Here is a 20848-nt window from a genome sequence, read left to right on the forward strand (position 1 = left end):
CTTCAACCTCAGGGGCGGCGTTTTTAGAACGGCACCCACTCTCCGCCTTCGGTCAGGGCGTCCATCGCCTCTTCGATTGCTGTGGCGGCATCGAGCAGGTGCTGCGCGGTCTGCTCGGCCCGGAGCGACGGCCCGGAGAGCACAGCCGCGCGGGCGGTCGCTTCGCGGACACGATCCATCAGATCGATCAGCGCGCCGGCGAGCGCGGCCCTCTCCTCGTCGGCGGAGGCGTCCGGTGCCTGCTGCCGCTGCTTGCGTGAGGAGAATGGGATCACGTTCGACATAGGTTTCAGAGTCCGCCTTTGCCCCGGCCGAAGCAATGGGCGAGTCACGTGATCCACAGCATTTGGCGATATAACCTGACATGAAGACTTCAGGCTACCGGGTCAGGCGTATGCCTGCGATTGGTCTTGGAGCATCGACGAAGCATCGAAACGCCGAACCGCGATACTTGGTTTTAGCCTCGCGTGCTACGGCGAAATCTCCCCTGGGGCGTCGCATTCGACCTGCATAGGATCAGGATTCACGGGTGGGCAGAGACGGGCCCGCCGTGCTATCGCGGGTTCGCCCCACCTCAGGCGGCCAAAATCGCCACAACAGAACGCCATCATGGAACTCTCGACTGCGCTCCTCCTTGCGGCTTCCGGCCTTGCGGCCGGTCTCGTCAACGCCATAGCCGGCGGAGGAACCTTCTTCACCTTTTCGGCCCTTGTGGCGGCGGGCCTTCCTCCTGTCGTCGCAAACGCCACGAGCGCAGTCGCGGTCACGCCGGCCAATCTGGCAAGCGCCTGGGCTTACCGCAAGGAGCTCATGGCCAACCTGAGGCGCTTCGCTGCCTTGGGAATCGTGAGCCTCCTGGGCGGCCTCGTCGGCGCATACATCCTGACCGTGACCAACAACGAGGCGTTCCGGCAGCTGGTGCCCTGGCTTCTCCTGTTCGCCACTCTGCTGTTTGCCGCAAGCCCCCGCATCGTGGCGCTTGCCCGGGCCATCGGTCGGCACGAGGGGCACCACCCCTCCGCCCGCGCCTGGGCGGCCGGGCTGGCGTTCCAGTTTTGCGTATCGATCTATGGCGGCTTCTTCGGCGCAGGCATGGGCATCGTGATGCTGGCGGCGCTTGCCATCACCGAGGGCGACGACTTCCACCTGATCAATTCGGCGAAGCATTTGTGCTCGACCCTGATCCAGCTGATCGCCGTCGTGCTGTTCGTCGCCGCAAGTCTGGTGAGCTGGCGTGAAACCGCTGTCGTGGGCGCGGCGTCCGTGATTGGCGGATATCTTGGGGTCGTGTTCGGCCGCCGTCTGCCCCCGGTGGCGATCCGCTGGCTCGTGATCGGCGTCGGCGCTGCGCTGACTGTTTACTTCTTCTTAAGGTAACCACGAAGACGCACTCGTCTGATGGGGATTTTTCAGACCGCCGCCTGATTCACGCCACACGAGTCACCCTAGCTGGCGCGGTGTGATTCCACCCTCTTGTGAAAAGGACGACGCCGTGGCCGAACCCAGAAACCCGTCAGGACTCGAAGGATCTCAATCGGTGAGCGCCCTCGGCCTGAGATGGGCCGCCTTGCGTGGCATGCTGACCTCGCCTCTGATCCTGATCGAGGAGCAACGGCCCCTGCGCGAGGAGCTGCTGCGGGAGCTCGGATCGATCGAACAGGATTTCGTTGCGCTGCAATCCCGCAACCCCATGGAGATTTCAGCCAAGATCGACATTGCGAAATCCGCAATCCGCGAAGGTTTGCAGGCGGGCCAGCCCTGGCTGCTCAATCTCCTGGAGAGCATCCAGTCCGACCTGCAGGCGGCAAACGCCAGGCCGACTGCGGCTCCGGCCGGACGGCCGACGACCAACCTCGTGCGCTCGCAGCAGCAGCGTCCCGAGGGAAGCACGGGCTCTGAGGCCGAGACACCTTCCGCGGCCTGATCTCCCTTGCACGACAGCAATGCGCGCCGCCTCCGTTGCGGCGCGCAAATTTTTATCAGACGAGACCAGGATCGATGGTGCTCTGGCGTTCCAGCCAGGCCGGGACCGGCAGGTTCTTTGCGCGCAGAAACTCCGGATTGAAGAGCTTGGTCTGATAGCGAGTGCCGTAGTCGCACAGCACCGTCACGATGGTGTGGCCGGGACCCAGATGCTTCGCGAGGCGGATGGCGCCCGCCACGTTAATCCCTGACGACCCCCCGAGGCACAGGCCTTCATTCTCCAAAAGATCGAAGATCACCGGCACGGCCTCTTCGTCGGGAATCTGGAACGCAACGTCGATGGGCGCTCCCTCCAGGTTCTTGGTGATGCGGCCCTGGCCGATGCCCTCCGTGATGGAGGAACCGGCCGCCTTCAGTTCGCCGGTGGTGTAGTAACTGTAGAGCGCCGCCCCCATGGGATCGGCAAGACCGATGGCGACCTTCGGGTTGCGTTCCTTCAGCGCCATGCCGACGCCCGCGAGGGTCCCGCCGGTACCGACCGCGCAAATGAACCCGTCGACTTTGCCGTCGGTCTGTTCCCAGATCTCGGGACCGGTGGTCTCGATATGCGCTTGCCGGTTCGCCACGTTGTCGAACTGGTTGGCCCAGATCGCCCCGTTCGGTTCAGAGGCGGCGAGGCGCTCGGCCAGCCGGCCCGACACTTTCACGTAGTTATTGGGATTGGCGTAGGGGACAGCTGGCACCTCGATCAGCTCGGCGCCTGCGAGCCGCAGCATGTCCTTCTTCTCCTGGCTTTGGGTGTCCGGAATGACAATGACGGTGCGAAAACCCAGGGCATTCGCCACGAGCGCCAAGCCGATGCCGGTGTTGCCGGCTGTTCCCTCGACGATCACGCCGCCGGGTCGCAGCGCCCCGCGCCTGACTGCATCCTCGATGATGGACAGCGCGGCCCGATCCTTCACGGACTGGCCTGGGTTCATGAACTCGGCCTTGCCCAAGATGGTGCATCCGGTGAGTTCGGAGGCGCGGCGAAGTTTGATCAGCGGCGTATTGCCGATTGTGGCAGGAACGTCAGGCTTGATGGTCATAGGAGCTTACCCAACAGAGGCGGCTCTCCGGCGAGAGCGAATGGAACGGGCTCTAGCCCGCCAGGTCGAGGAGATAAATTACATTTTAACTCCGTGATTATACGCGTAAATACATCTATTGACGTTTTATATCAAAAACAACATTTAATGGCGAACAAGCCGGAGGCGTACCGCCTGTCGGTCCAAACATCGGCGCGCACAAGAGGAAAGCCTATGTCCAGCTCTGCAGTGGCCTCGCCCATGCTTATCTCCAGCCGGGCGGGACTTGACGTCAACGTGCCCGCTTCTCTGGTGGCCGCAACGGGCATTCTCGGTGGCGCAGCCCTGATCGGGTCGATCGCCAATCCGAAGCAGGCGACGCTCTACATCCTGGGCGCGGCGCTCGGGCTCGTGCTTTACCACGCGGCCTTCGGATTCACTTCCGCTTGGCGCGTGTTCATCGCCGATCGCCGCGGCGAGGGCCTTCGCGCCCAGATGGTGATGCTCGCCATCGCGTCCACACTGTTCTTTCCGGTGCTGGCCTCCGGCTCCCTGTTCGGTCAGCCCGTGACCGGCCTGGTTTCACCAGCGAGCCTGTCCGTGGTCTTCGGCGCCTTCATCTTCGGCATTGGCATGCAGATGGGTGGCGGCTGCGCGTCAGGCGTCCTCTACACGGCTGGCGGCGGTTCGACCCGCATGCTGATCACGCTCGCGGCCTTCATCGCGGGCTCCGCTATCGGCGCGGCGCATCTTCACTGGTGGACGGCGCTGCCGAGCCTTCCCAAGATTTCCTTGGTCGAGGCTTGGGGCCCCTGGACGGCGCTTGCCGTGCAGCTCGCGATCTTCGCCACGATTGCGGCTGTCACCGTGGTGCTGGAAAAGCGCCGGCACGGTCGCCTAATCCCGGCTAACCCGTCTCCACGGGAGGGCCTCGCCCGCTTCCTGCGTGGTCCCTGGCCGCTGGTAGCCGGTGCGGTGGCTCTGGCGCTGTTGAACTTCGCAACTCTCTATCTGGCCGGCCGCCCTTGGGGCATCACCTCGGCCTTCGCGCTCTGGGGCTCGAAGATTGCAGCCGGAATCGGTTTCGACGTGGCGAGCTGGCCCTATTGGTCTAGCCTTGCCCGGCAGGCCGAACTGAACGGAAGCGTTTTCAATGATATCACGTCCGTGATGGATTTCGGCATTGTGCTCGGCGCGCTTCTGGCGGCGGCGCTGGCGGGCCGTTTCTCGCCGGTCTGGCGCATTCCTCTGCGCTCGGCGGTAGCCGCCGTCGTCGGCGGTCTGTTGCTCGGCTACGGCGCACGCCTCGCCTATGGGTGCAATATCGGAGCGTATTTCTCCGGCATTGCATCGGGCAGCCTGCATGGCTGGGTGTGGCTGGTGGCAGCCTTCTTCGGCAACGTCCTCGGGACGAAGGTACGCCCGCTCTTCGGTCTTGAAGTCGAGCGGGTCAAGCTGACCGCCTGCTGATCGGCTCGGTCTTGTGGCGCCGCCGCGGGACCCGAGCTCCAACTAGGCGATTCCCGGGGCCTCGGCTCTGGCCCGGGTAATGACCTCCTTGACGGTCTTGAGGGGCTGAGCGCCGCTGAGGAGATAAGCCTGCCCGCCCGCGCTGACGATGAGCGCCGGCACGCCCGAAATTCCGACCTCCCGCGCAACCCGCTCGTCTTCCACGACGGCTTGCGTATAGCGTCCACTGTCTAACCCATCGCGCAGGGCCACTGCATCGAGACCAGCCGACAGGCCGATGTCGATGAGCACATCGAGGCTGGCAAGATCGCGTCCATCTTCGAAAAAGGCCTTGAACAAGGCGCGGTTCATCTCGTCGAGCAGCCCCTGCTCCCGGGCGAATTCCGCGGCCTCGTGCGCCTTGCGGCTATAGGGCTGGACTGGCGGCAGGCGCAGCGTCATGCCGCGCTGCTCCGCCATGGGATAAACCGACTGGTTCCACACCCGATGGAGATATTCGCCATTAGGATCGAGGGTTGGCGTGGGCTCGGGCCGAAGCTCGAAGGCGCGCCAGTCGATCTGAACCTGCTCGCCGAACTCATCCTTCACCTGGTCGAGAACAGGCCGCTCCAGATAGCAGAAAGGGCAGACGTAATCGCTCCAGACCACGATCTGGATGGTATCATGCTTTTGCATCGCGCGTCTCCATGGCGGCCGGGGTTCGGCGTCCCCCATCGACGCCAGGCTGCAAGCCTCTGACGATCTGGCCGAGCGCTGTGAAATCGTCCTTTCGGCTCGACGTTTTGCGCCACGCCAGGCCAATCGTGCGCATCGGCGGATTGTCGGGAAACTGAATCAGGGCCACGCGCTGCCGGTCGACTTCCGCGGCCGCGCAGAGTTCCGGCAGGAGCGTGATCCCATGGCCCGCCGCAACCATCTGCATGATGGTGGTCAGCGACGCGGCGCCCAACGCCTTGCGGGACTGCACGTTGGCGATCTTGCAGAACTGAAGCGCCTGGTCCCTCAAGCAGTGCCCCTCCTCCAAGAGCAACAGGCGCTCGCGCACCATGCGCGCGTGCAGATTGCCGGACGACCAGCTCGGCGCTGCCTTGGCCTGAACGGCGACAAGAAACCGGTCGTCGAACAGCGCGGTCGCTTCCAGTTGGGGATGAGCCACGGGCAAGGCCAGCATCACCGCGTCGAGATCTCCGCGCACGAGCTCGTCGAGCAGCGTGTCCGTCTGGGTTTCGCGGACCAGAAGGTCGAGGGATGGGTAGCTTGCCTCCACCCTGGTCAGCAGGCTCGGCAGCACATAAGGAGCCACGGACGGGATGATCCCCAGGCGCAGTGCGCCCGTGAGCACGCCCCGCTGCTGGCGGGCAAATTCGCTCAGATCGCGAACATGATGCAGGATCGTTTCGGCCCGCGCGGCGATTTCCTGACCGGCCGAGGTCAGCGAGACACTGTTTCCCCGCCGCTCGACAAGTCTAACTCCCAGCTCCTGCTCGAGCTCCTTCACCTGCATCGAGAGCGCCGGCTGTGTCACGGCGCATTGCTGGGCCGCCATGCCGAAATGGCGGGTGCGCGAGAGCGTTTCAAAATAGCGGAGCTGTCTGAGCGTCACCATGCCGATAAGAATAACTGATCGGACGGCGCATGCAAAGCGATTGGACCTGATCATGCCCCTCGGCCATGGTTCCGCCCAAGCTTTGGAGAGGACCATGACCAAAAGCACCATCATGACGACGACGGGCGGCGCGCCGATCCCGGACAACCAGAACAGTATCTCGGCCGGCGAGCGCGGCCCGCTGCTCCTGCAGGACTACCAGCTGATCGAAAAGCTGGCGCACCAGAACCGCGAACGCATCCCGGAACGCGTCGTGCACGCCAAGGGCTCGGCCGCCTACGGCACGCTCACCATCACGCAGGACATCACCCGCTACTCGAAGGCGAAGGTGTTCTCGGAAATCGGCAAGCAGACGGAAGTGTTCCTGCGCTTCTCGACCGTGGCCGGCGAGCGCGGCGCGGCCGATGCGGAGCGCGACGTGCGGGGCTTTGCCCTCAAGGTCTACACGGAAGAGGGCAACTGGGACATCGTGGGCAACAACACGCCTGTGTTCTTCGTGCGCGATCCGGTGAAGTTCCCCGACTTCATCCGCACGCAGAAGCGTCACCCGGCCACGAACCTGCGCTCGGCCACGGCCATGTGGGATTTCTGGTCGCTCAGCCCCGAGACTCTGCATCAGGTAACGATCCTGTTCTCGGATCGCGGCCTGCCTGTCGGCTACCGGTTCATGCACGGCTTCGGCTCGCACACCTACTCGTTCATCAACGAGGCGGGCGAGCGCTTCTGGGTCAAGTTCCACTTCAAGTCCATGCAGGGCATCAAAACCTGGTCGAACCGCGAGGCCGAGGCCGTTGTCGCCAAGGACCGCGAGAGTGCCCAGCGGGACCTCTATGAGGCGATCGAGAACGGTGACTTCCCGCACTGGAAGTTCTGCGTTCAGATCATGCCCGAGACGGACGCGGAGAAGACCTCCTACAACCCCTTCGACGTCACCAAGGTGTGGCCTCACGCGGAGTATCCGCTGATCGAAGTGGGCGTGCTCGAGCTCAACCGAAACGCGGCGCACTACTTCGCCGAAGTCGAGCAGTCCTCGTTCTCGCCGTCGAACATCGTGCCCGGCATCGGCTTCTCGCCGGACAAGATGCTCCAGGGCCGTATTTTCGCCTATGCGGATGCGCATCGCTACCGGGTCGGCACCCATTACGAGGCGTTGCCGGTGAATCGTCCGCGCTGTCCGGTGAACCACTACCACGCGGATGGCGGCATGCTGTTCGACGTGCCCAACCGCGGCAATGCCTACTACGAGCCGAACTCCTTCAGCGGACCGGTGCAGACGCAGCGCGCCGCTGAGCCGCCGCTCAAGATCTCGGGCGATGCGGACCGCTACGATCACCGCGCCGGCAACGACGATTACAAGCAGCCGGGCGATCTCTTCCGCCTGATGACGCCCGCCGAGCAGGGACGCCTCATGGACAACATCGCGGAAGCCATGCAGGGCGTGCCGCAGGAGATCGTGAAGCGACAGATCGTGCACTTCTACCTGGCCGACAAGGCCTATGGCCTTGGTGTCGCAGACCGCTTGGGACTCAAGGGCGCGGTGTTGATCCAGGCGGCCGAATAGACTAAACCTCCGGCGAGGCAACGATTCTAGGCGGCTCAGGGGCAACCCTGGGCCGCTTTTTCGTTGCGGCTCAGATGAGCCCTTCGCCCTGAAGGAACGGATTGGTCTGCCGCTCCTGGCCGATGGTGCTCGTGGGGCCGTGACCGCAGATAAAGGCCACGTCGTCGCCCAGCGGCAGCAACTTCTCCTTGATGGAACGGATCAGCGCTTTTCCATCGCCACCGGGCAGATCCGTGCGACCGACCGATCCCTGAAACAGTACATCTCCCACGATGGCGAAGCGCTGGGTTGGCGACACGAATACGACGCTGCCGGGCGAATGGCCCGGGCAATGCAGGACGTCGAGAGCGAGGTCACCGATTGTCACGGTGTCACCTTCGTTGAGCCAGCGATCCGGCGTCACCGCGCGAGCGTCCCCGATTCCGTAGCCTTGGCCGGTCTCGGCCAAGCGGTCGAGCAGAAAACGATCCGCCTCATGCGGACCTTCGATCGGCACCCCGAGATCTTCCTTCAATTGGGCCGCGCCGCCTGCGTGATCGATATGGCCATGGGTCAGGATAATCTTTTCGACCGTTATGCCCATCTCCGCGATGGCCTGCCGAATGCGGTCGAGATCGCCCCCGGGATCGATCACCGCCCCTTTCTTGGTCTGATCGTTCCACAGCAGGGTGCAGTTCTGCTGGAACGGCGTCACGGGAATGATGGCGGCGCGGACTTCTGTCACAGGGAACCCTCAACTGATGCACGCAGCACATATAGCGGGTGAGGGTCCGTTTGAACCCCCAGGGCCGCGCGCTCCTTCTATTGACCTCGCATCGCGGTGGTTCACATAGTCCCGGCACAGAATCAGAGAGAGACATCACCATGGAAACACGGGCCGCAGTCGCCTGGGAGGCCGGCAAGCCTCTCACCATTGAGACCATTCGCATCGAGGGTCCGCGTCCAGGGGAAGTGCTCGTGGAGGTGATGGCGACCGGCGTCTGCCACACGGACGCTTACACCCTGTCGGGCCTCGACTCGGAGGGCAAGTTTCCGGCGATCCTCGGCCATGAGGGCGCAGGCATCGTGCGCGAAGTCGGCGCCGGCGTGACGACGCTCAAACCCGGCGATCACGTGATCCCGCTCTACACGCCCGAATGCCGCAACTGCAAATCCTGCCTGTCCCGGCGCACCAATCTCTGCACGGCAATCCGATCCACGCAGGGGCAGGGCCTGATGCCGGACGGCACCTCACGCTTCCGCTGCGACGGCGACACCGTATTCCACTACATGGGCTGCTCCACCTTCGCCAATTTCACGGTGCTGCCGGAGATCGCCCTGGCCAAGGTCCGCGAGGACGCACCCTTCGACAAGATCTGCTACATCGGCTGCGGTGTCACCACGGGCATCGGCGCGGTGATCTACACCGCGAAGGTGTGGCCCGGCGCGAATGTGGTGGTGTTCGGCCTCGGCGGCATCGGCCTCAACGTGATCCAGGGCGCCCGCATGGTCGGAGCCGACAAGATCATCGGCGTCGACATCAACCCGGCAAAAGTCGAAATGGCGAAGAAGTTCGGCATGACGGACTTCATCAACCCGAAAGAGGTCGGCAACGACAAGGTCGTGCAGGCCATCGTCGATCTCACCGGCGGTGGGGCGGATTTCTCGTTCGACGCCACGGGCAACACGGACGTGATGCGCCAAGCATTGGAATGCTGCCATCGCGGCTGGGGCGAGAGCATCATCATCGGCGTGGCGGAAGCCGGCAAGGAAATCGCCACCCGTCCGTTCCAGCTCGTCACGGGCCGTGTCTGGAAGGGCACGGCGTTTGGCGGCGCGCGCGGCCGCACGGACGTGCCGAAGATCGTCGACTGGTATATGGAGGGCAAGATCAACATCGACGACCTGATCACCCACAAGATGCCCCTTGAGGAGATCAACACCGCCTTCAACCTCATGCATGAGGGCAAGTCGATCCGCTCCGTGATCGTCTACTGAGCGAGGGCAAGCGCTTGAGCTTCGAGACGGTCTCGCAATCGCGCTGCTTCAACGGCACGCAGTTCGTCTATCGCCATGCATCGCATGAGACAGGCACGCCCATGCGTCTTGCCGCCTACGTTCCGCCCCAGGCGGAACACGGCAAGGCGCCGGTGGTCTGGTTTCTCTCCGGCCTGACCTGCACGGAGGAGAACTTTACCGTGAAGGCAGGCGCGCAGCGCGTGGCCGCCGAACTCGGCCTGATCCTCATCGCACCCGACACCAGCCCGCGGGGCGAAGGAGTCCCGGACGATCCCGAGGGTGCTTATGACTTTGGCCTTGGGGCGGGCTTCTATGTGGACGCCATACAGGAACCGTGGGCGAAGAACTATCGCATGCGCTCCTATATCGAGCGCGAGCTGCCGGCCCTGGTGGCGGAAAACCTTCCAGCCGACATGGGCCGCCAGGGGATCATGGGCCATTCCATGGGCGGCCACGGGGCGCTGACCATCGCGCTGCGGAATCCGGACCGTTTCCGCGCCGTTTCGGCCTTCGCGCCGATCGCCTCGCCGATGAACTGCCCCTGGGGCGACAAGGCCCTGTCGGGCTATCTCGGGCCCGACTGCTCCACTTGGCGGGAATACGACGCCTGTGCGCTCATCGAGGACGGCGCGCGGGTGCGCGATCTCCTGGTCGATCAGGGAGCGGCCGACAGCTTCCTGGAAACACAGCTCAAGCCCGAACTGCTGGAGCAGGCCTGCGTTAGGGCGGGTATTCCGCTGACCCTGCGCCGCCAGCACGGCTATGACCATTCCTACTTCTTCATCGGCTCCTTCATCGAGGATCACCTTCGTTGGCATGCCGAGAGGCTGAAAGCTTAACGGCCATTTCGAGGTATTCGACCACCAGCGACCCAAACGAAATCATGGCTTTGCAAGGTGTTCTGGCGCACCGCGGCAGAAATGACGCAGAGGAATAGATGTGCCTGGAACGATAGAGCATAGCTCTAAAAGCCTAAAGCGGCTAAGAGTGCATTCCTTCGTGCGAATCTTTCAGACCCTTGATCCCAGAAGCATCGACCATGGAACAGACCCGCGAGCCCATCCTGACCCCGAATGCCGGCAAGCTTGCCAGCAAGGCCATTGATCTTACCAAATCCGCCCTTGCGTCGGAGGCCAGCAAGGCTGCGATCAGAACCGCGATCACCAAGGGTCCTGATGGTCTCATGCAGCACTTGGCCCAGGCAGCCCAGAAGGCAGCGCCCGACCCGATCACTCACGCGCGCCTCCTGCTCGCCGAGCAGAGCCAGAACTTCGACGTGATGCGCGGCGCCATCGGCCAGATCGGCCAGTCCCTCGCGCATCTCCATGAAACAGCTCCGGACGCGCAGGCGCAGCAGCCCTACACCGTCGCGTTGCTCAACGCCCAGGCGGAGGCGATCCAAGGGCTGACCCTTCTGGTGCTCAAGGGCCAGCAGGTTCAGGCGGAGTTGATCAATGCCGTGGATGCCCAAGCTCATCGGGCGGCTCCCTCCGGCATGCCGAAGTGGGGCTATTACGCCATGGGGGGCATGATGGTCTGGAGCATGCTGAGCATGGTCTTCTCGTCGATCTTCTAAACTTCGAGAAGCGCTAAACATCCCGCAGTCTTGTTTGCCTCTTTACGTCACTTTCCATTAAATGCCATGGATTCGTGGGGACAGGTCCATGCTCGACGCCAAAAAACTTCTTGATGCCTTGGGAACGCCTGCCAGTCCGCCGGCGCCCGCTGCGGCTGCGCCAGCCCCGTCGCCTGACGCGCCTCCCAAGCCAGCCGAGGCTAAGCCTAGCGCGGCTGTTCCGTTGGGAGCTGGAACGTTGCTGAGCGAGCTGATCGGCTATGCGAACCAACCGTCGCGCCCGCCTGCCCAGGAGTCGACCCAGGATTCAGCATCGGAGCCCCCTGCCGAGGGAGAACAGGCTCCAGCTCAACCCAAGCCCGCCAAGGCAGCTCCCCAGCAGCCGGCGGACCTGACGGATCTGGTTCTCGGAAAGGTCCAAGACTTCCTCAAAACTCCGCAGGGGAACGCCGCCGCGAATGCGGTCGTCATCGGCTTGACCAAGGCCATGGTCAACTCGGAAGCGGGACGCAAGCTGACGGCCACCGCCAAGACCAAGGGCACTGCTCTCTTCAACCGCTTCCTGAACAAGGGAGCCGGGCCCGCGCCTGTCATCGACGGCACGGCGGCCCTGGTTCCGCAGTCCGAAATGGCCGCTCTCGCGCCCCCTGCCGAAGTGACGGCCGCAAGCGGCGAAACCGCCCTTCTGGTGATGCGGGCCATGATCGCGGCCGCCGCCGCCGATGGCCGGGTCGACGAGGGCGAGCGCGAACGGATCCTGGGAACCCTGAAGCGCGCCGGGATCGGTCAGGAAGGGGTTGCCCTCATCGAAGCGGAGCTCGCCCGACCAGCCAGCGTGGCGGATCTGGCCGCTGCCGTGAAGACGCCCGAGATGGCCGTGCAAGTCTATACGGCGGCGCGGCGCATCATCACGCCCAACACGGTGGAGGAGCGGGTTTTCCTTGCCCACCTGTCCGGCGCGATTGGCCTCGATCCGCGGAGTGTTGCCCAAATCGACGCCGCCGCCTCAGGAGCGTTCCAGGCCTGAGGGCCCTCCCTCAGGTCCTGCCGAACAGGTCCGGGCGCTGGATCCGCAGGGCTTGCACGAGCATCACAGTCTTGAGATCCGTGATGTCGCCCCGCTCCAGCAGGTCGACCAGATCATTGAAGCCGACCTCCAGCACCTCGATATCCTCGCTCTCCTCGGCAAGACCGCCCCCCTCGGCGACCCGGTCGGCTGCTGTGTAGGGCGCCAGAAAGAGCGAGATGCGCTCCGTTGAATAGCCTGGGGAGGTCCAGATCACGCCGACAGGTTCGAGCGTCGTCAGGCGAAGGCCCGCCTCTTCCATGGCCTCGCGCCTTGCGCACGTCTCGGGATCGTCCTCATCGAGAAGTCCGGCAATGGCCTCCATGAGGTTCGGCTCGCCCCCGGCCTGCAGGACCGGGGCGCGGAACTGCCGGACCAGGATGACCTGTCGCCGCTCAGGGTCATAGGCGAGCACAGCCGCCGCGTCCGGGGCGACCACGACCTCCCGTCCGATCATCTGCCCATCGGGAGCCTGTATGCTGAGCTTGAGCAGATCATGCCGTCCCTCAAAGAGGGTTTCCGCCTTGACGATCCGATGGCCGGTCACGTGTGTTCCTTCCTGTCCCGGTTGAGCATGTGCCCGGAACAACGCCAAAGGGCGCAGATGGTCTCCACGATGATCGACATTTGAAGCTTGGCGGCCCCTTTGCGCGTTATCGGCGGGAGGCCGAGAAGGGAGTCCTGTGGAACATCTGGTTCAAGCCATCAAGGAGCGGCAGGCCATTTTGTTTGCCGGTGCCGGCGTTTCGATGACCGTGGGGCTGCCCTCGTGGCGAACCCTCGTGGAGCACATCGCCAAGGAACTGGGGGTCGATCTCAGCGAATTCGCCGAAGGCGACATCAATCACCTTACGTTGGCGGAATTCTACCGGATCCGGCAGGGCAGCATCGGGCCCCTGCGCAGCTGGATGGACCGCAACTGGACCATTCCGGAGGAAGCCCTGAAGGCTTCCCGGGTGCACGAGCTCATCTGCCGGCTCGAATTTCCCATCATCTACACGACGAATTTCGACCGGAACCTGGAATCCGCCTTCGATCTCCACGGCAAGGATTACGTGAAGATCGTCAATGCCAAGGATGTGGCCCGCGTCCGGGAGGGCGTACCGCAGATCGTGAAGTACCACGGCGACTTCGACGACGATAAGTCCATCGTCATCGCCGAGACGGATTACCTCGACCGCCTGTCCTTCGAGTCGCCCCTGGACATCAAGTTCCGGTCGGATGCGCTGGGCAAGACCATCCTGTTCATCGGCTACAGCATGACCGACCTGAACATCCGCTTCCTGCTGCACCGGCTTTGGAAGACCTGGTGCGGATCGGGCTACGAGCGGGACCGGCCACCCTCTTACGTGTTCATGCTCCGGCACAACCCGGTCGAGGAAGCTGTCCTGGAGCAATGGGGCCTGCGGGTCCTGACCGAGAAGGACTGCCCGCCCGATCAGGCGCTGGAAGTCTTTCTCACCAAGCTCAGCGACGCGGTCGAGGAGAAAAATGCTGCTGCGTAACTTGCATCGTCATTCCCCTGTGCCAATGTCGGGCGCTCCTCGGGGATAAGACACTTCATGGCCCAAGCCCGCCGCCTCTCCCTCCGCGATGTCCTGACGGACAAGCGCATCGGCCTCATGCTGCCGCTGGGCTTCTCGTCCGGATTGCCCTTCCTGCTGGTGTTCAGCACTCTTTCGGCCTGGCTGCGAGAGGCCGGGATTTCCCGCACCGAGATCGGGATGCTGAGCTGGGTGGCGCTTGCCTATTCGTTCAAGTTTCTCTGGGCTCCCATTGTGGACCGCTATGACGTGCCGGCTCTGTCGCGGCTTCTTGGACGGCGACGCGGCTGGATGGCCCTGTCGCAGCTCATGACCGCCGCCGGTCTGATCGGCATCGCGTCCAGCAATCCGCAGACCAACCTCAGCCTGACCATCGTGTCGGCCCTTCTGGTTGCCTTTGCGTCGGCCACGCAGGACGTGGTCATCGATGGCTGGCGCATCGACGCGGCTTCGACCGAACGGCAGGGCATGATGGCGGCATCGCTTCAGCTCGGCTACCGGCTTGCCCTCATCTGCGCGGGAGCCGGAGCCCTCTACATCGCCGAGTTCGTGAACTGGCGCAGCGCCTATCTGGCCATGGCGGCCCTTATGGGAATCGGGCTCGTGGGCACATTGCTCGCGCCGCGCCTCGACGAGGGAGCAGCCCGGACGCGTGTCCCGTTCGTGCAGGCAATTATCGAGCCCCTGAGCGACCTGTTCCAGCGCAAGGGCATGATGCTGGTCCCGATCCTGGCCCTCATCGCGTGTTTCCGCCTGCCGGACTTCGTAGCAGGCGTCATGGCGAACCCGCTCTATATCGACCTCGGCTTCTCCAAGGCCGACATTGCCAACGTATCGAAACTCTACGGCGTCTGGATCGGCATCATCGGGGCGTTCGCCGGCGGATTGGCGCTGACGCGGCTCGGCCTCTGGTGGACTCTCCTCATCGGAGCGTTCATCGCCGCATCCTCGAATCTGATGTTCGCGTGGCTGGCGCTGGAAGGCGCGCGGCTCGAGCTCCTGATCCTGTCGATCAGCATCGACAACTTCGCGTCCGGCTTCGCAGGCTCGGCGCTGATCGCCTACATGTCGGGCCTGACCTCGCCAGGATTCGCCGCGGCCCAATACGCGCTTCTCAGCTCGCTTTATGCCCTGCCGGGCAAGCTCATCGGCGGAGCCTCCGGGGCGGTGGTGGATGCCTATGGCTATCCGCTGCTCTTCACCGCAACCGCCAGCATCGGCATTCCGCTCGTGATCCTCTGCCTCGTGGTGCGGCGCGACACGATGAAGACGGTCGAAGAAAGGCGCATCGAGGAACCAGAGAGCTCTCCGGCCGTAGGCGCAGGATCGCGGGCTTGAGGCGGCCCTAGATGGTCATCCCGGACGCCACAGGCGACCCGGGATCGTGTGCAGGATCAAGCGCTATTCTGGTCGAACGATCCCGGGTTCTGCTCCGCAGCCCCGGGATGACACTAAAGGGGGGCTGCTTAAACCCAGCCGCCATCCACGAGATACGTCTGCGCCGACATGGCGCTCGAATCGTCCGAGCCGAGGAAGAGCGTGAAATTGGCGATGTCCTGCGGCACGAGGCGGCGCTTGACGCACTGACGGTTCATGAGCTCCGCCTCGCCCTCCGGCGTGAGCCAGAGATCGATCTGGCGCTGGGTCATGATCCAGCCCGGCACCACGCAATTGACGCGGATGTTTCGGTCGCCAAGCTCGCGCGCCAGCGCGCGGGTGAGGCCCACAACGGCGGATTTCGCCGTCTTGTAGGCCGCAAACGAGTCGTTGCTGACCAAGTAGCTCGTGGAGCCCATATTGATGATCGAGCCGCCGCCGGCCTTCTCCATATCGGGCAGCACCGCCTGTGTGGCGAAGAACTGGTGGTCGAGGTTGGTGGCGAAGCGCTCGCGCCAGTATTCAGGCGTCACCTGATCGATGGTATGGCGATCGTCGCGGGCGGCGTTGTTGACCAGGATCGTGATCGGACCCAGCGCCTCGCTGGCGCGCCGGATCGCAGCCTGCAGGGCGGGGACGTCGCGCACGTCGCTGTGCTCGAAATGCACGCGCTCGCCGAGGCGCTTCGCCAGGTCCTGGCCGGCCTCCTGGTTGTAGTCGAGGATGGCGACCTTGCTCCCCTGCGCGTGAAAGGCCTGGGCGATGCTCTCGCCGATGCCGCTCGCGCCGCCGGTGATGAGGACGGTCTTGTCCTTGAGGGAGCCGTAAACAGTCTGGGTCATGAATGCTTGCTTCCTGAATGAATAAGGGGTCAGCTCGTGCCGGGTCCCGGCGTTGCGCCAGGCGGGCATTTGCCCAGAATGATCATGCCCAGCACCTCGTCCTGCGTCACGTCCGATACGGCCGCCGATCCCACCAGCTTGCCGTTCTTCATCACGCTGACCCGGTCCGCAAGGCCGAACACGTCATGAATGTCGTGGCTGATGAGGAAAATGCCGATGCCTTCTTTCTTAAGCTGGAGCACGAGATCAGCCACCTGCTGAGTCTCGGCGGGTCCGAGGGCCGCCGTCGGCTCGTCCATGATCAGCACGCGGGCGTTGAAGTAGATCGCGCGGGCAATCGCCACGGACTGGCGCTGACCGCCCGACAAGGCCTTCACGGGTTCCTTGAAGCGGCGGAAATGCGGATTGAGGCGCGCCATCACCTTGCGGGTCTCGGACTCCATCGTGGCGTCGTCCAGGGTGCCGTAGGGCGTCAGCACCTCGCGGCCGAGGAAGATGTTGCCGGCTGCGTCGATGTTGTCGGCAAGCGCCAGCGTCTGGTAGATCGTCTCGATCCCGTAGCGCTTGGCGTCGCGCGGCGTTCCGATATCGGCCTTTTCGCCATTCACGTAGATCTCGCCCGCATCCGGCCTGTAGGCCCCGGATAGGATCTTGATGAGAGTGGACTTGCCCGCGCCGTTATGGCCGAGAAGTCCCACCACCTCGCCGGGGCGCAAGTCCACTGAGACGCCGTCAACCGCCTTGATGCCGCCGAACGCGATGGAGATGTCGCGCATCTCCACCAGGGGCGTTGTGCCGTTTTGCTTCATGGCGCTCTCCCTTACTTGATGCGGCGGCGATAGAGGCTGTCGACGAAGACCGCCAGCACCAGCACGGCTCCGACGACGATGTTCTGCAGGGGCGTGTCAACGCCGAGCAGCACCATGCCCGATTGCAGGGACTGCATGACGAGCGCGCCGAGCATCGCGCCGGCAATCGTGCCGACGCCGCCGGCCAGAGACGTGCCGCCGATGACCGCCGAGGCGATCACGTAAAGCTCGTCCAGAGAGCCCGCGGAATTCGTCGCCGCGTTGAGGCGCGCCGTCGAGATGCAGGCGGAGATGCCGCACAAGACTCCCATGAGGCCAAACACCTTCATGAGGGTCCAGCGGGTGTTGATGCCCGACAGTTCCGCCGCCTCCGGGTTGCCGCCAATGGCAAACACGTAGCGGCTGAAGCGCAGGCGGCGCGCCAGGAACGTCATGGCGAGACCGACCACAATGGCGATCAGCACCGGCAGGGCGACCCCGTGGGGGATGAACAACCCCCCATCAGGCCACGGGATGCCGTTGGCCTCCGCCCAGCGCCGCGCCGTGCCGGCAGGCAGCGGGTAGGCATTGGCGATGGCGGCCGCGATCAAAACGGCTCCGCAGGCGAAAAGCGCGATGACCGCGTCTCCCCAGCCGGGACGGACCGGAAAACCGAAGCGGATGCGCCGGCGTCGGGCAAGGCCGAGCGCCACGACGATGAGTCCGCAGGCGATTGCGGCGATCACCCAGGTGGCGGTAGCGCCGAGCGCTCCTTCCACGCCGCCTCCGAAGGCCTTGAAGCGCGTGTCCATGGGGGCCACGGTCTGGCCGGTGGTGACCCACCAGGCCGCGCCGCGCCAGATGAGGAGGCCGCCCAGGGTTACGATGAAGGACGGGATCGCCAGATAGGCGATGAGCCAGCCCTGAAAGAGCCCGATGGCGCCGCCGATCACGATGGCTGCTGCGACCGCGATGGGAGCCGTGAGCCAATGCTCGAAACCGAGCCAGGCCGGCAGCCATTGCACCTGCAGCACGCCGATGATCATGCCGACGACGCCGAGGATTGCGCCCACCGACAGGTCGATGTTGCGGGTGACGATGACGAGCACCATGCCGGTCGACATGACCGCGATGGAGGCGGTTTGAACCGAGAGGTTCCACAGGTTGCGCGGCGTCAGGAAGACCCCGCCCGACAGGATGTCGAACCCGATCCAGATCACCGCAAGCGCCGCCAGCATGCCGAGCATGCGGACATCGATCTCGAGCTTCGACAGGAGCGAGCCTGACATGGCTCCCTGTGGCGGTGCGGTCGTCGCAATCGGTGCGGTCATGGCAGGCCCTTGGATGATCGGATGACGTTCCGGGCCCGCAGAGCGGACCCGGAATCAATCGGCGCGACAATGGGAGTAGGCTTTGTCATGGAGGCCGTGAGGCCACGTCTGTCGCACCTTTTGGCCGGCGCAATCCCTGATGGACTGCGCGGACGGCAGGACAGTTAGTTGCAGACCTTCACGGAGCCCGGCTTCACGCCCTGGCAGACCACATCCTTCGTGACCCAGCCGGCGTCGATGACAACGTTGAGGTTGTCCTTCGTGACCGCCACGGGCGTAAGGAACAGGGCGGTCATGTTCTGCTTCTTGGGGCCGAGGCTCCACGGCTTAGCGCCCTGGATCTCGCTGAGCTTCTTGCCGCCTGCGAGCTGCACGGCGATCTCCGCGGCCTTGCCGCCGAGTTCACGGGCATCCTTGAACACCGTGACCGTCTGCGTGCCGAGCGCCACGCGGTTGAGCGCGGCCTTGTCGGCGTCCTGGCCGGAGACTGGCACCGAGCCCGACAGGCCTTGGGCCGCGAGGGCCGCAATCGCGCCGCCGGCGGTGCCGTCATTGGCGGCGATCACCGCATCGATCTTGTTGTTGTTCTTGGTCAGGAACTGCTCCATGTTCCGCTGCGCGTTGGCCGGAAGCCAGCCATCCGTGTAGGCCTCGCCGGCATTCTTGATCTTGCCGGAATCCATGGCGGGCTTGAGCACTTCCATGGAGCCCTGGAACAGGAAGTTGGCGTTCGGGTCCGAACCCGAGCCCTTGATGAACGCATAGTTGCCTTCCGGCTTCACCTTGAGGATCTCTCGGGCCTGAAGGCGGCCGACCTCGACGTTGTCGAAGGTGAGATAGAAGGCCTGCGGGATCTCGATGAGGCGGTCGTAGCCCACCACCGCGATGCCTTCAGCCACAGCCTTCTCGACCGCCGGACGGACGGCGTCCGCGTCCTGCGCCAGGATGATCAGGGCCTTGGCGCCGCGGGAGATGAGGCTCTCGATGTCCGTGAGCTGCTTGGCGGGGGAGGACTGGGCGTCGGCCGACACATAGGTGCCGCCGGCCTTCTCGACCGCGGCCTTGATGGCGGCCTCGTCGGTCTTCCAGCGCTCTTCCTGGAAGTTCGACCAGCTGACGCCGACAACGGGACCTTTTCCCTGCGCGAAGGCAGCGGTCGCCGACAGTGCGAGAGCCGCAAGGCTGATCAGAGCATGTTTCTTGGACACCATAAAATTCCTCCTAGGCGGCATTTCCTCGAAATGCCCGGTTGTCATGGCCGATCACGTCTCAGGTTCGACGTGAGGCTGCCATGCTTTATTTTTCGAGCCCGGAAATAATTATCCGGTCCTCTGTGGCCTTCAAGCACCTTTTTCCTCATCCCTTGGTCGGATATCCCGAGCATCGGGAGTTGTTTTATTCATTTCATGAACAAATAAGGCCTATGTCGATGAACCCGCTCTCCCCTCGCGAAGCCGCCCGGCGTCGTCTGCTTGATACGTTGCGCCGCGAGGGCCCCATGGCCAGGGTGGAAATCGGCCAGCAGCTCGGCATGAGCCCGGCCAGCGTTTCCGATTTAACCGCTAGCCTCCTCGACGAAGGCATTCTGGTGGCAGACGAGACTGGGGAATCGGGCGCGGGCCTCTTGCGTGGCCGTCCCAAGGTGCGCCTCACCTTCGCGGATACCCTCGGGTCCGTGATCGGAGTCTGGACCGGCTTCAATCGCATCGAGCTACGCCTCGTGGACAGCGCCGGGCGAAACCGGGCGAGCCGCCATATCGAGCGGCCTCTTCGCAATCTCGCGGCCGAAGAACTCATGGATGTGCTGGCCGAGACCATTACCGCCTTCGCGCGGGAAACCGGCGCGCCGGACGTGAAGGCCATTGGCCTCGCGTGCCAGGGCTACGTGGACACCCGGGACGGGATCGTGGCCTGGAGCCCGGTGCTGGGCACCCGCGACATTCCCCTCGCGGCCGGCCTCGGTCAACGGCTCGGCCTGCCGGTGCTGATCGAGAACGACGCCAGCGCCATGGCGTTCGCCATCGCCCAGCGGCACACGGAACTCCGGTCCGGGCGCACGGCCTGCCTGATGGTCGGCGACGGTGTGGGTTTGGGATTTCTGATCCAGGGGGAGCTCTATCGCGGAGCGCGCTTCGGCGGCAGCGAGTTCGGCCACGTGCGCCTGCGCCGGAGCGGACCGCAATGCCGCTGCGGCGGGCGCGGCTGCATCGAGGCCTTTCTGGCCGATTACGCCCTGCACCGGGACGCGCAGCTCATAGACCACCGGCCCGCCCCGACCGTGCTGATCCCGGGCGAGGACGCAATGGACGCCATCGTGGCCCAAGCGCGGGCCGGCGACACGGCCCTGTCCGGCCTCTTCCGTGAAGCCGGGGAAGTGTTGGGCGATGCGGTCAGCATCCTGATCCAGACGCTCGAGCCCGATCACATCGTGATCTGCGGCCCCGGCACCCGGGCCATGGACCTGCTGCGCCCCTCCTTCGAGACCGCGCTCGAATCGCAGACGATTCCCGAGCTGCGGGCGCTCGCCACGATCCAGGTGGTGGAATCCTCCATGGATCTCCTGACCGAGGGCGTGGTCATGCAGGCCCTGCGGGAACTGGACTACGGCCTGGCGCGCCTCAAGGCTGCATAAGCGGCCGCCGGGCATAGCCATCCGGGCCCGAAAACATTATCTCTTTCCGTGACCCTTTCCTCACGAA

21 protein-coding genes are annotated in these 20848 nt (G+C 64.3%); 11 read left to right on the forward strand and 10 right to left on the reverse strand.

The window, feature by feature from the left end:
* Nucleotides 1-23: 23 nt before the first annotated feature.
* Nucleotides 24-284: a hypothetical protein gene (locus DRB19_RS15460; RefSeq protein ID WP_114186928.1), complete on the reverse strand. Its 261-nt coding sequence runs from the start codon at nucleotides 282-284 to the stop codon at nucleotides 24-26.
* Between the two features lie 325 nt (nucleotides 285-609).
* Between DRB19_RS15460 and DRB19_RS15465 the strand changes: the two genes are divergently transcribed.
* Together DRB19_RS15465 and DRB19_RS15470 are read left to right on the forward strand one after the other, a co-directional pair.
* Nucleotides 610-1377: a sulfite exporter TauE/SafE family protein gene (locus tag DRB19_RS15465; RefSeq protein ID WP_114186929.1), complete on the forward strand. Its 768-nt coding sequence runs from the start codon at nucleotides 610-612 to the stop codon at nucleotides 1375-1377.
* Between the two features lie 115 nt (nucleotides 1378-1492).
* Complete coding sequence (locus tag DRB19_RS15470; RefSeq protein WP_147021759.1) at nucleotides 1493-1924, forward strand: hypothetical protein; 432 nt, start codon at nucleotides 1493-1495, stop codon at nucleotides 1922-1924.
* Between the two features lie 55 nt (nucleotides 1925-1979).
* Here the strand turns inward: DRB19_RS15470 and DRB19_RS15475 are convergent, their stop codons facing one another.
* On the reverse strand, nucleotides 1980-3011 hold the full coding sequence (locus tag DRB19_RS15475; protein ID WP_114186931.1) for a cysteine synthase A: 1032 nt from the start codon (nucleotides 3009-3011) through the stop codon (nucleotides 1980-1982).
* A 213-nt stretch (nucleotides 3012-3224) separates the two neighbouring features.
* On the opposite strand from DRB19_RS15475, the gene DRB19_RS15480 reads away from it, so the two are divergent.
* Complete coding sequence (locus DRB19_RS15480; protein ID WP_174799954.1) at nucleotides 3225-4460, forward strand: YeeE/YedE family protein; 1236 nt, start codon at nucleotides 3225-3227, stop codon at nucleotides 4458-4460.
* Nucleotides 4461-4502: 42 nt separating this feature from the next.
* On the opposite strand, the gene DRB19_RS15485 is transcribed toward DRB19_RS15480, so the two are convergent.
* Entirely contained in the window at nucleotides 4503-5135 is a 633-nt protein-coding gene (locus tag DRB19_RS15485; protein ID WP_114186933.1) for a DsbA family oxidoreductase, read from the reverse strand.
* A complete protein-coding gene (locus DRB19_RS15490; RefSeq protein ID WP_245439538.1) occupies nucleotides 5122-6120 on the reverse strand; it encodes a hydrogen peroxide-inducible genes activator in 999 nt (332 codons plus the stop codon). The genes DRB19_RS15485 and DRB19_RS15490 overlap by 14 nt, the downstream gene beginning before the upstream one ends.
* A gap of 40 nt (nucleotides 6121-6160) precedes the next feature.
* On the opposite strand from DRB19_RS15490, the gene DRB19_RS15495 reads away from it, so the two are divergent.
* Nucleotides 6161-7627: a catalase gene (locus tag DRB19_RS15495; RefSeq protein ID WP_114186934.1), complete on the forward strand. Its 1467-nt coding sequence runs from the start codon at nucleotides 6161-6163 to the stop codon at nucleotides 7625-7627.
* A gap of 70 nt (nucleotides 7628-7697) precedes the next feature.
* On the opposite strand, the gene DRB19_RS15500 is transcribed toward DRB19_RS15495, so the two are convergent.
* Entirely contained in the window at nucleotides 7698-8351 is a 654-nt protein-coding gene (locus tag DRB19_RS15500; RefSeq protein WP_114186935.1) for an MBL fold metallo-hydrolase, read from the reverse strand.
* 140 nt (nucleotides 8352-8491) lie between these two features.
* Between DRB19_RS15500 and DRB19_RS15505 the strand changes: the two genes are divergently transcribed.
* The 4 genes from DRB19_RS15505 (at nucleotide 8492) to DRB19_RS15520 (ending at nucleotide 12228) form a co-directional block, all read left to right on the forward strand.
* A complete protein-coding gene (locus DRB19_RS15505; RefSeq protein ID WP_114186936.1) occupies nucleotides 8492-9604 on the forward strand; it encodes an S-(hydroxymethyl)glutathione dehydrogenase/class III alcohol dehydrogenase in 1113 nt (370 codons plus the stop codon).
* A gap of 14 nt (nucleotides 9605-9618) precedes the next feature.
* Nucleotides 9619-10464: an S-formylglutathione hydrolase gene (fghA, locus tag DRB19_RS15510; protein ID WP_114186937.1), complete on the forward strand. Its 846-nt coding sequence runs from the start codon at nucleotides 9619-9621 to the stop codon at nucleotides 10462-10464.
* Nucleotides 10465-10664: 200 nt separating this feature from the next.
* On the forward strand, nucleotides 10665-11201 hold the full coding sequence (locus DRB19_RS15515) for a hypothetical protein (RefSeq protein ID WP_114186938.1): 537 nt from the start codon (nucleotides 10665-10667) through the stop codon (nucleotides 11199-11201).
* Between the two features lie 88 nt (nucleotides 11202-11289).
* A complete protein-coding gene (locus tag DRB19_RS15520; RefSeq protein WP_162815710.1) occupies nucleotides 11290-12228 on the forward strand; it encodes a tellurite resistance TerB family protein in 939 nt (312 codons plus the stop codon).
* A gap of 10 nt (nucleotides 12229-12238) precedes the next feature.
* Here the strand turns inward: DRB19_RS15520 and DRB19_RS15525 are convergent, their stop codons facing one another.
* Nucleotides 12239-12814, reverse strand: coding sequence for an NUDIX domain-containing protein (locus tag DRB19_RS15525; protein WP_114186940.1), 576 nt, complete (start codon nucleotides 12812-12814; stop codon nucleotides 12239-12241).
* Between the two features lie 136 nt (nucleotides 12815-12950).
* On the opposite strand from DRB19_RS15525, the gene DRB19_RS15530 reads away from it, so the two are divergent.
* Together DRB19_RS15530 and DRB19_RS15535 are read left to right on the forward strand one after the other, a co-directional pair.
* Nucleotides 12951-13772: an SIR2 family NAD-dependent protein deacylase gene (locus DRB19_RS15530; protein ID WP_114186941.1), complete on the forward strand. Its 822-nt coding sequence runs from the start codon at nucleotides 12951-12953 to the stop codon at nucleotides 13770-13772.
* Between the two features lie 57 nt (nucleotides 13773-13829).
* A complete protein-coding gene (locus tag DRB19_RS15535) occupies nucleotides 13830-15149 on the forward strand; it encodes an AmpG family muropeptide MFS transporter (protein ID WP_245439540.1) in 1320 nt (439 codons plus the stop codon).
* A gap of 128 nt (nucleotides 15150-15277) precedes the next feature.
* On the opposite strand, the gene DRB19_RS15540 is transcribed toward DRB19_RS15535, so the two are convergent.
* The 4 genes from DRB19_RS15540 to xylF form a co-directional block, all read right to left on the reverse strand.
* On the reverse strand, nucleotides 15278-16030 hold the full coding sequence (locus DRB19_RS15540) for an SDR family NAD(P)-dependent oxidoreductase (RefSeq protein WP_114186983.1): 753 nt from the start codon (nucleotides 16028-16030) through the stop codon (nucleotides 15278-15280).
* Nucleotides 16031-16059: 29 nt separating this feature from the next.
* A complete protein-coding gene (locus tag DRB19_RS15545) occupies nucleotides 16060-16839 on the reverse strand; it encodes an ATP-binding cassette domain-containing protein (protein WP_114186942.1) in 780 nt (259 codons plus the stop codon).
* Nucleotides 16840-16850: 11 nt separating this feature from the next.
* Nucleotides 16851-18149, reverse strand: a complete 1299-nt coding sequence (locus tag DRB19_RS15550; protein WP_114186943.1) for a sugar ABC transporter permease — start codon at nucleotides 18147-18149, stop codon at nucleotides 16851-16853.
* A gap of 164 nt (nucleotides 18150-18313) precedes the next feature.
* Complete coding sequence (gene xylF / locus DRB19_RS15555; RefSeq protein ID WP_114186944.1) at nucleotides 18314-19360, reverse strand: D-xylose ABC transporter substrate-binding protein; 1047 nt, start codon at nucleotides 19358-19360, stop codon at nucleotides 18314-18316.
* Nucleotides 19361-19647: 287 nt separating this feature from the next.
* Here xylF and DRB19_RS15560 point away from each other — a divergent pair, with 287 nt between their 5' ends.
* Nucleotides 19648-20781, forward strand: a complete 1134-nt coding sequence (locus tag DRB19_RS15560) for an ROK family protein (RefSeq protein ID WP_162815711.1) — start codon at nucleotides 19648-19650, stop codon at nucleotides 20779-20781.
* The last annotated feature ends 67 nt before the right edge of the window (nucleotides 20782-20848 follow it).

Source organism: Microvirga aerophila (assembly GCF_003332305.1).
In the GTDB taxonomy this organism is placed as follows: domain Bacteria; phylum Pseudomonadota; class Alphaproteobacteria; order Rhizobiales; family Beijerinckiaceae; genus Microvirga; species Microvirga aerophila.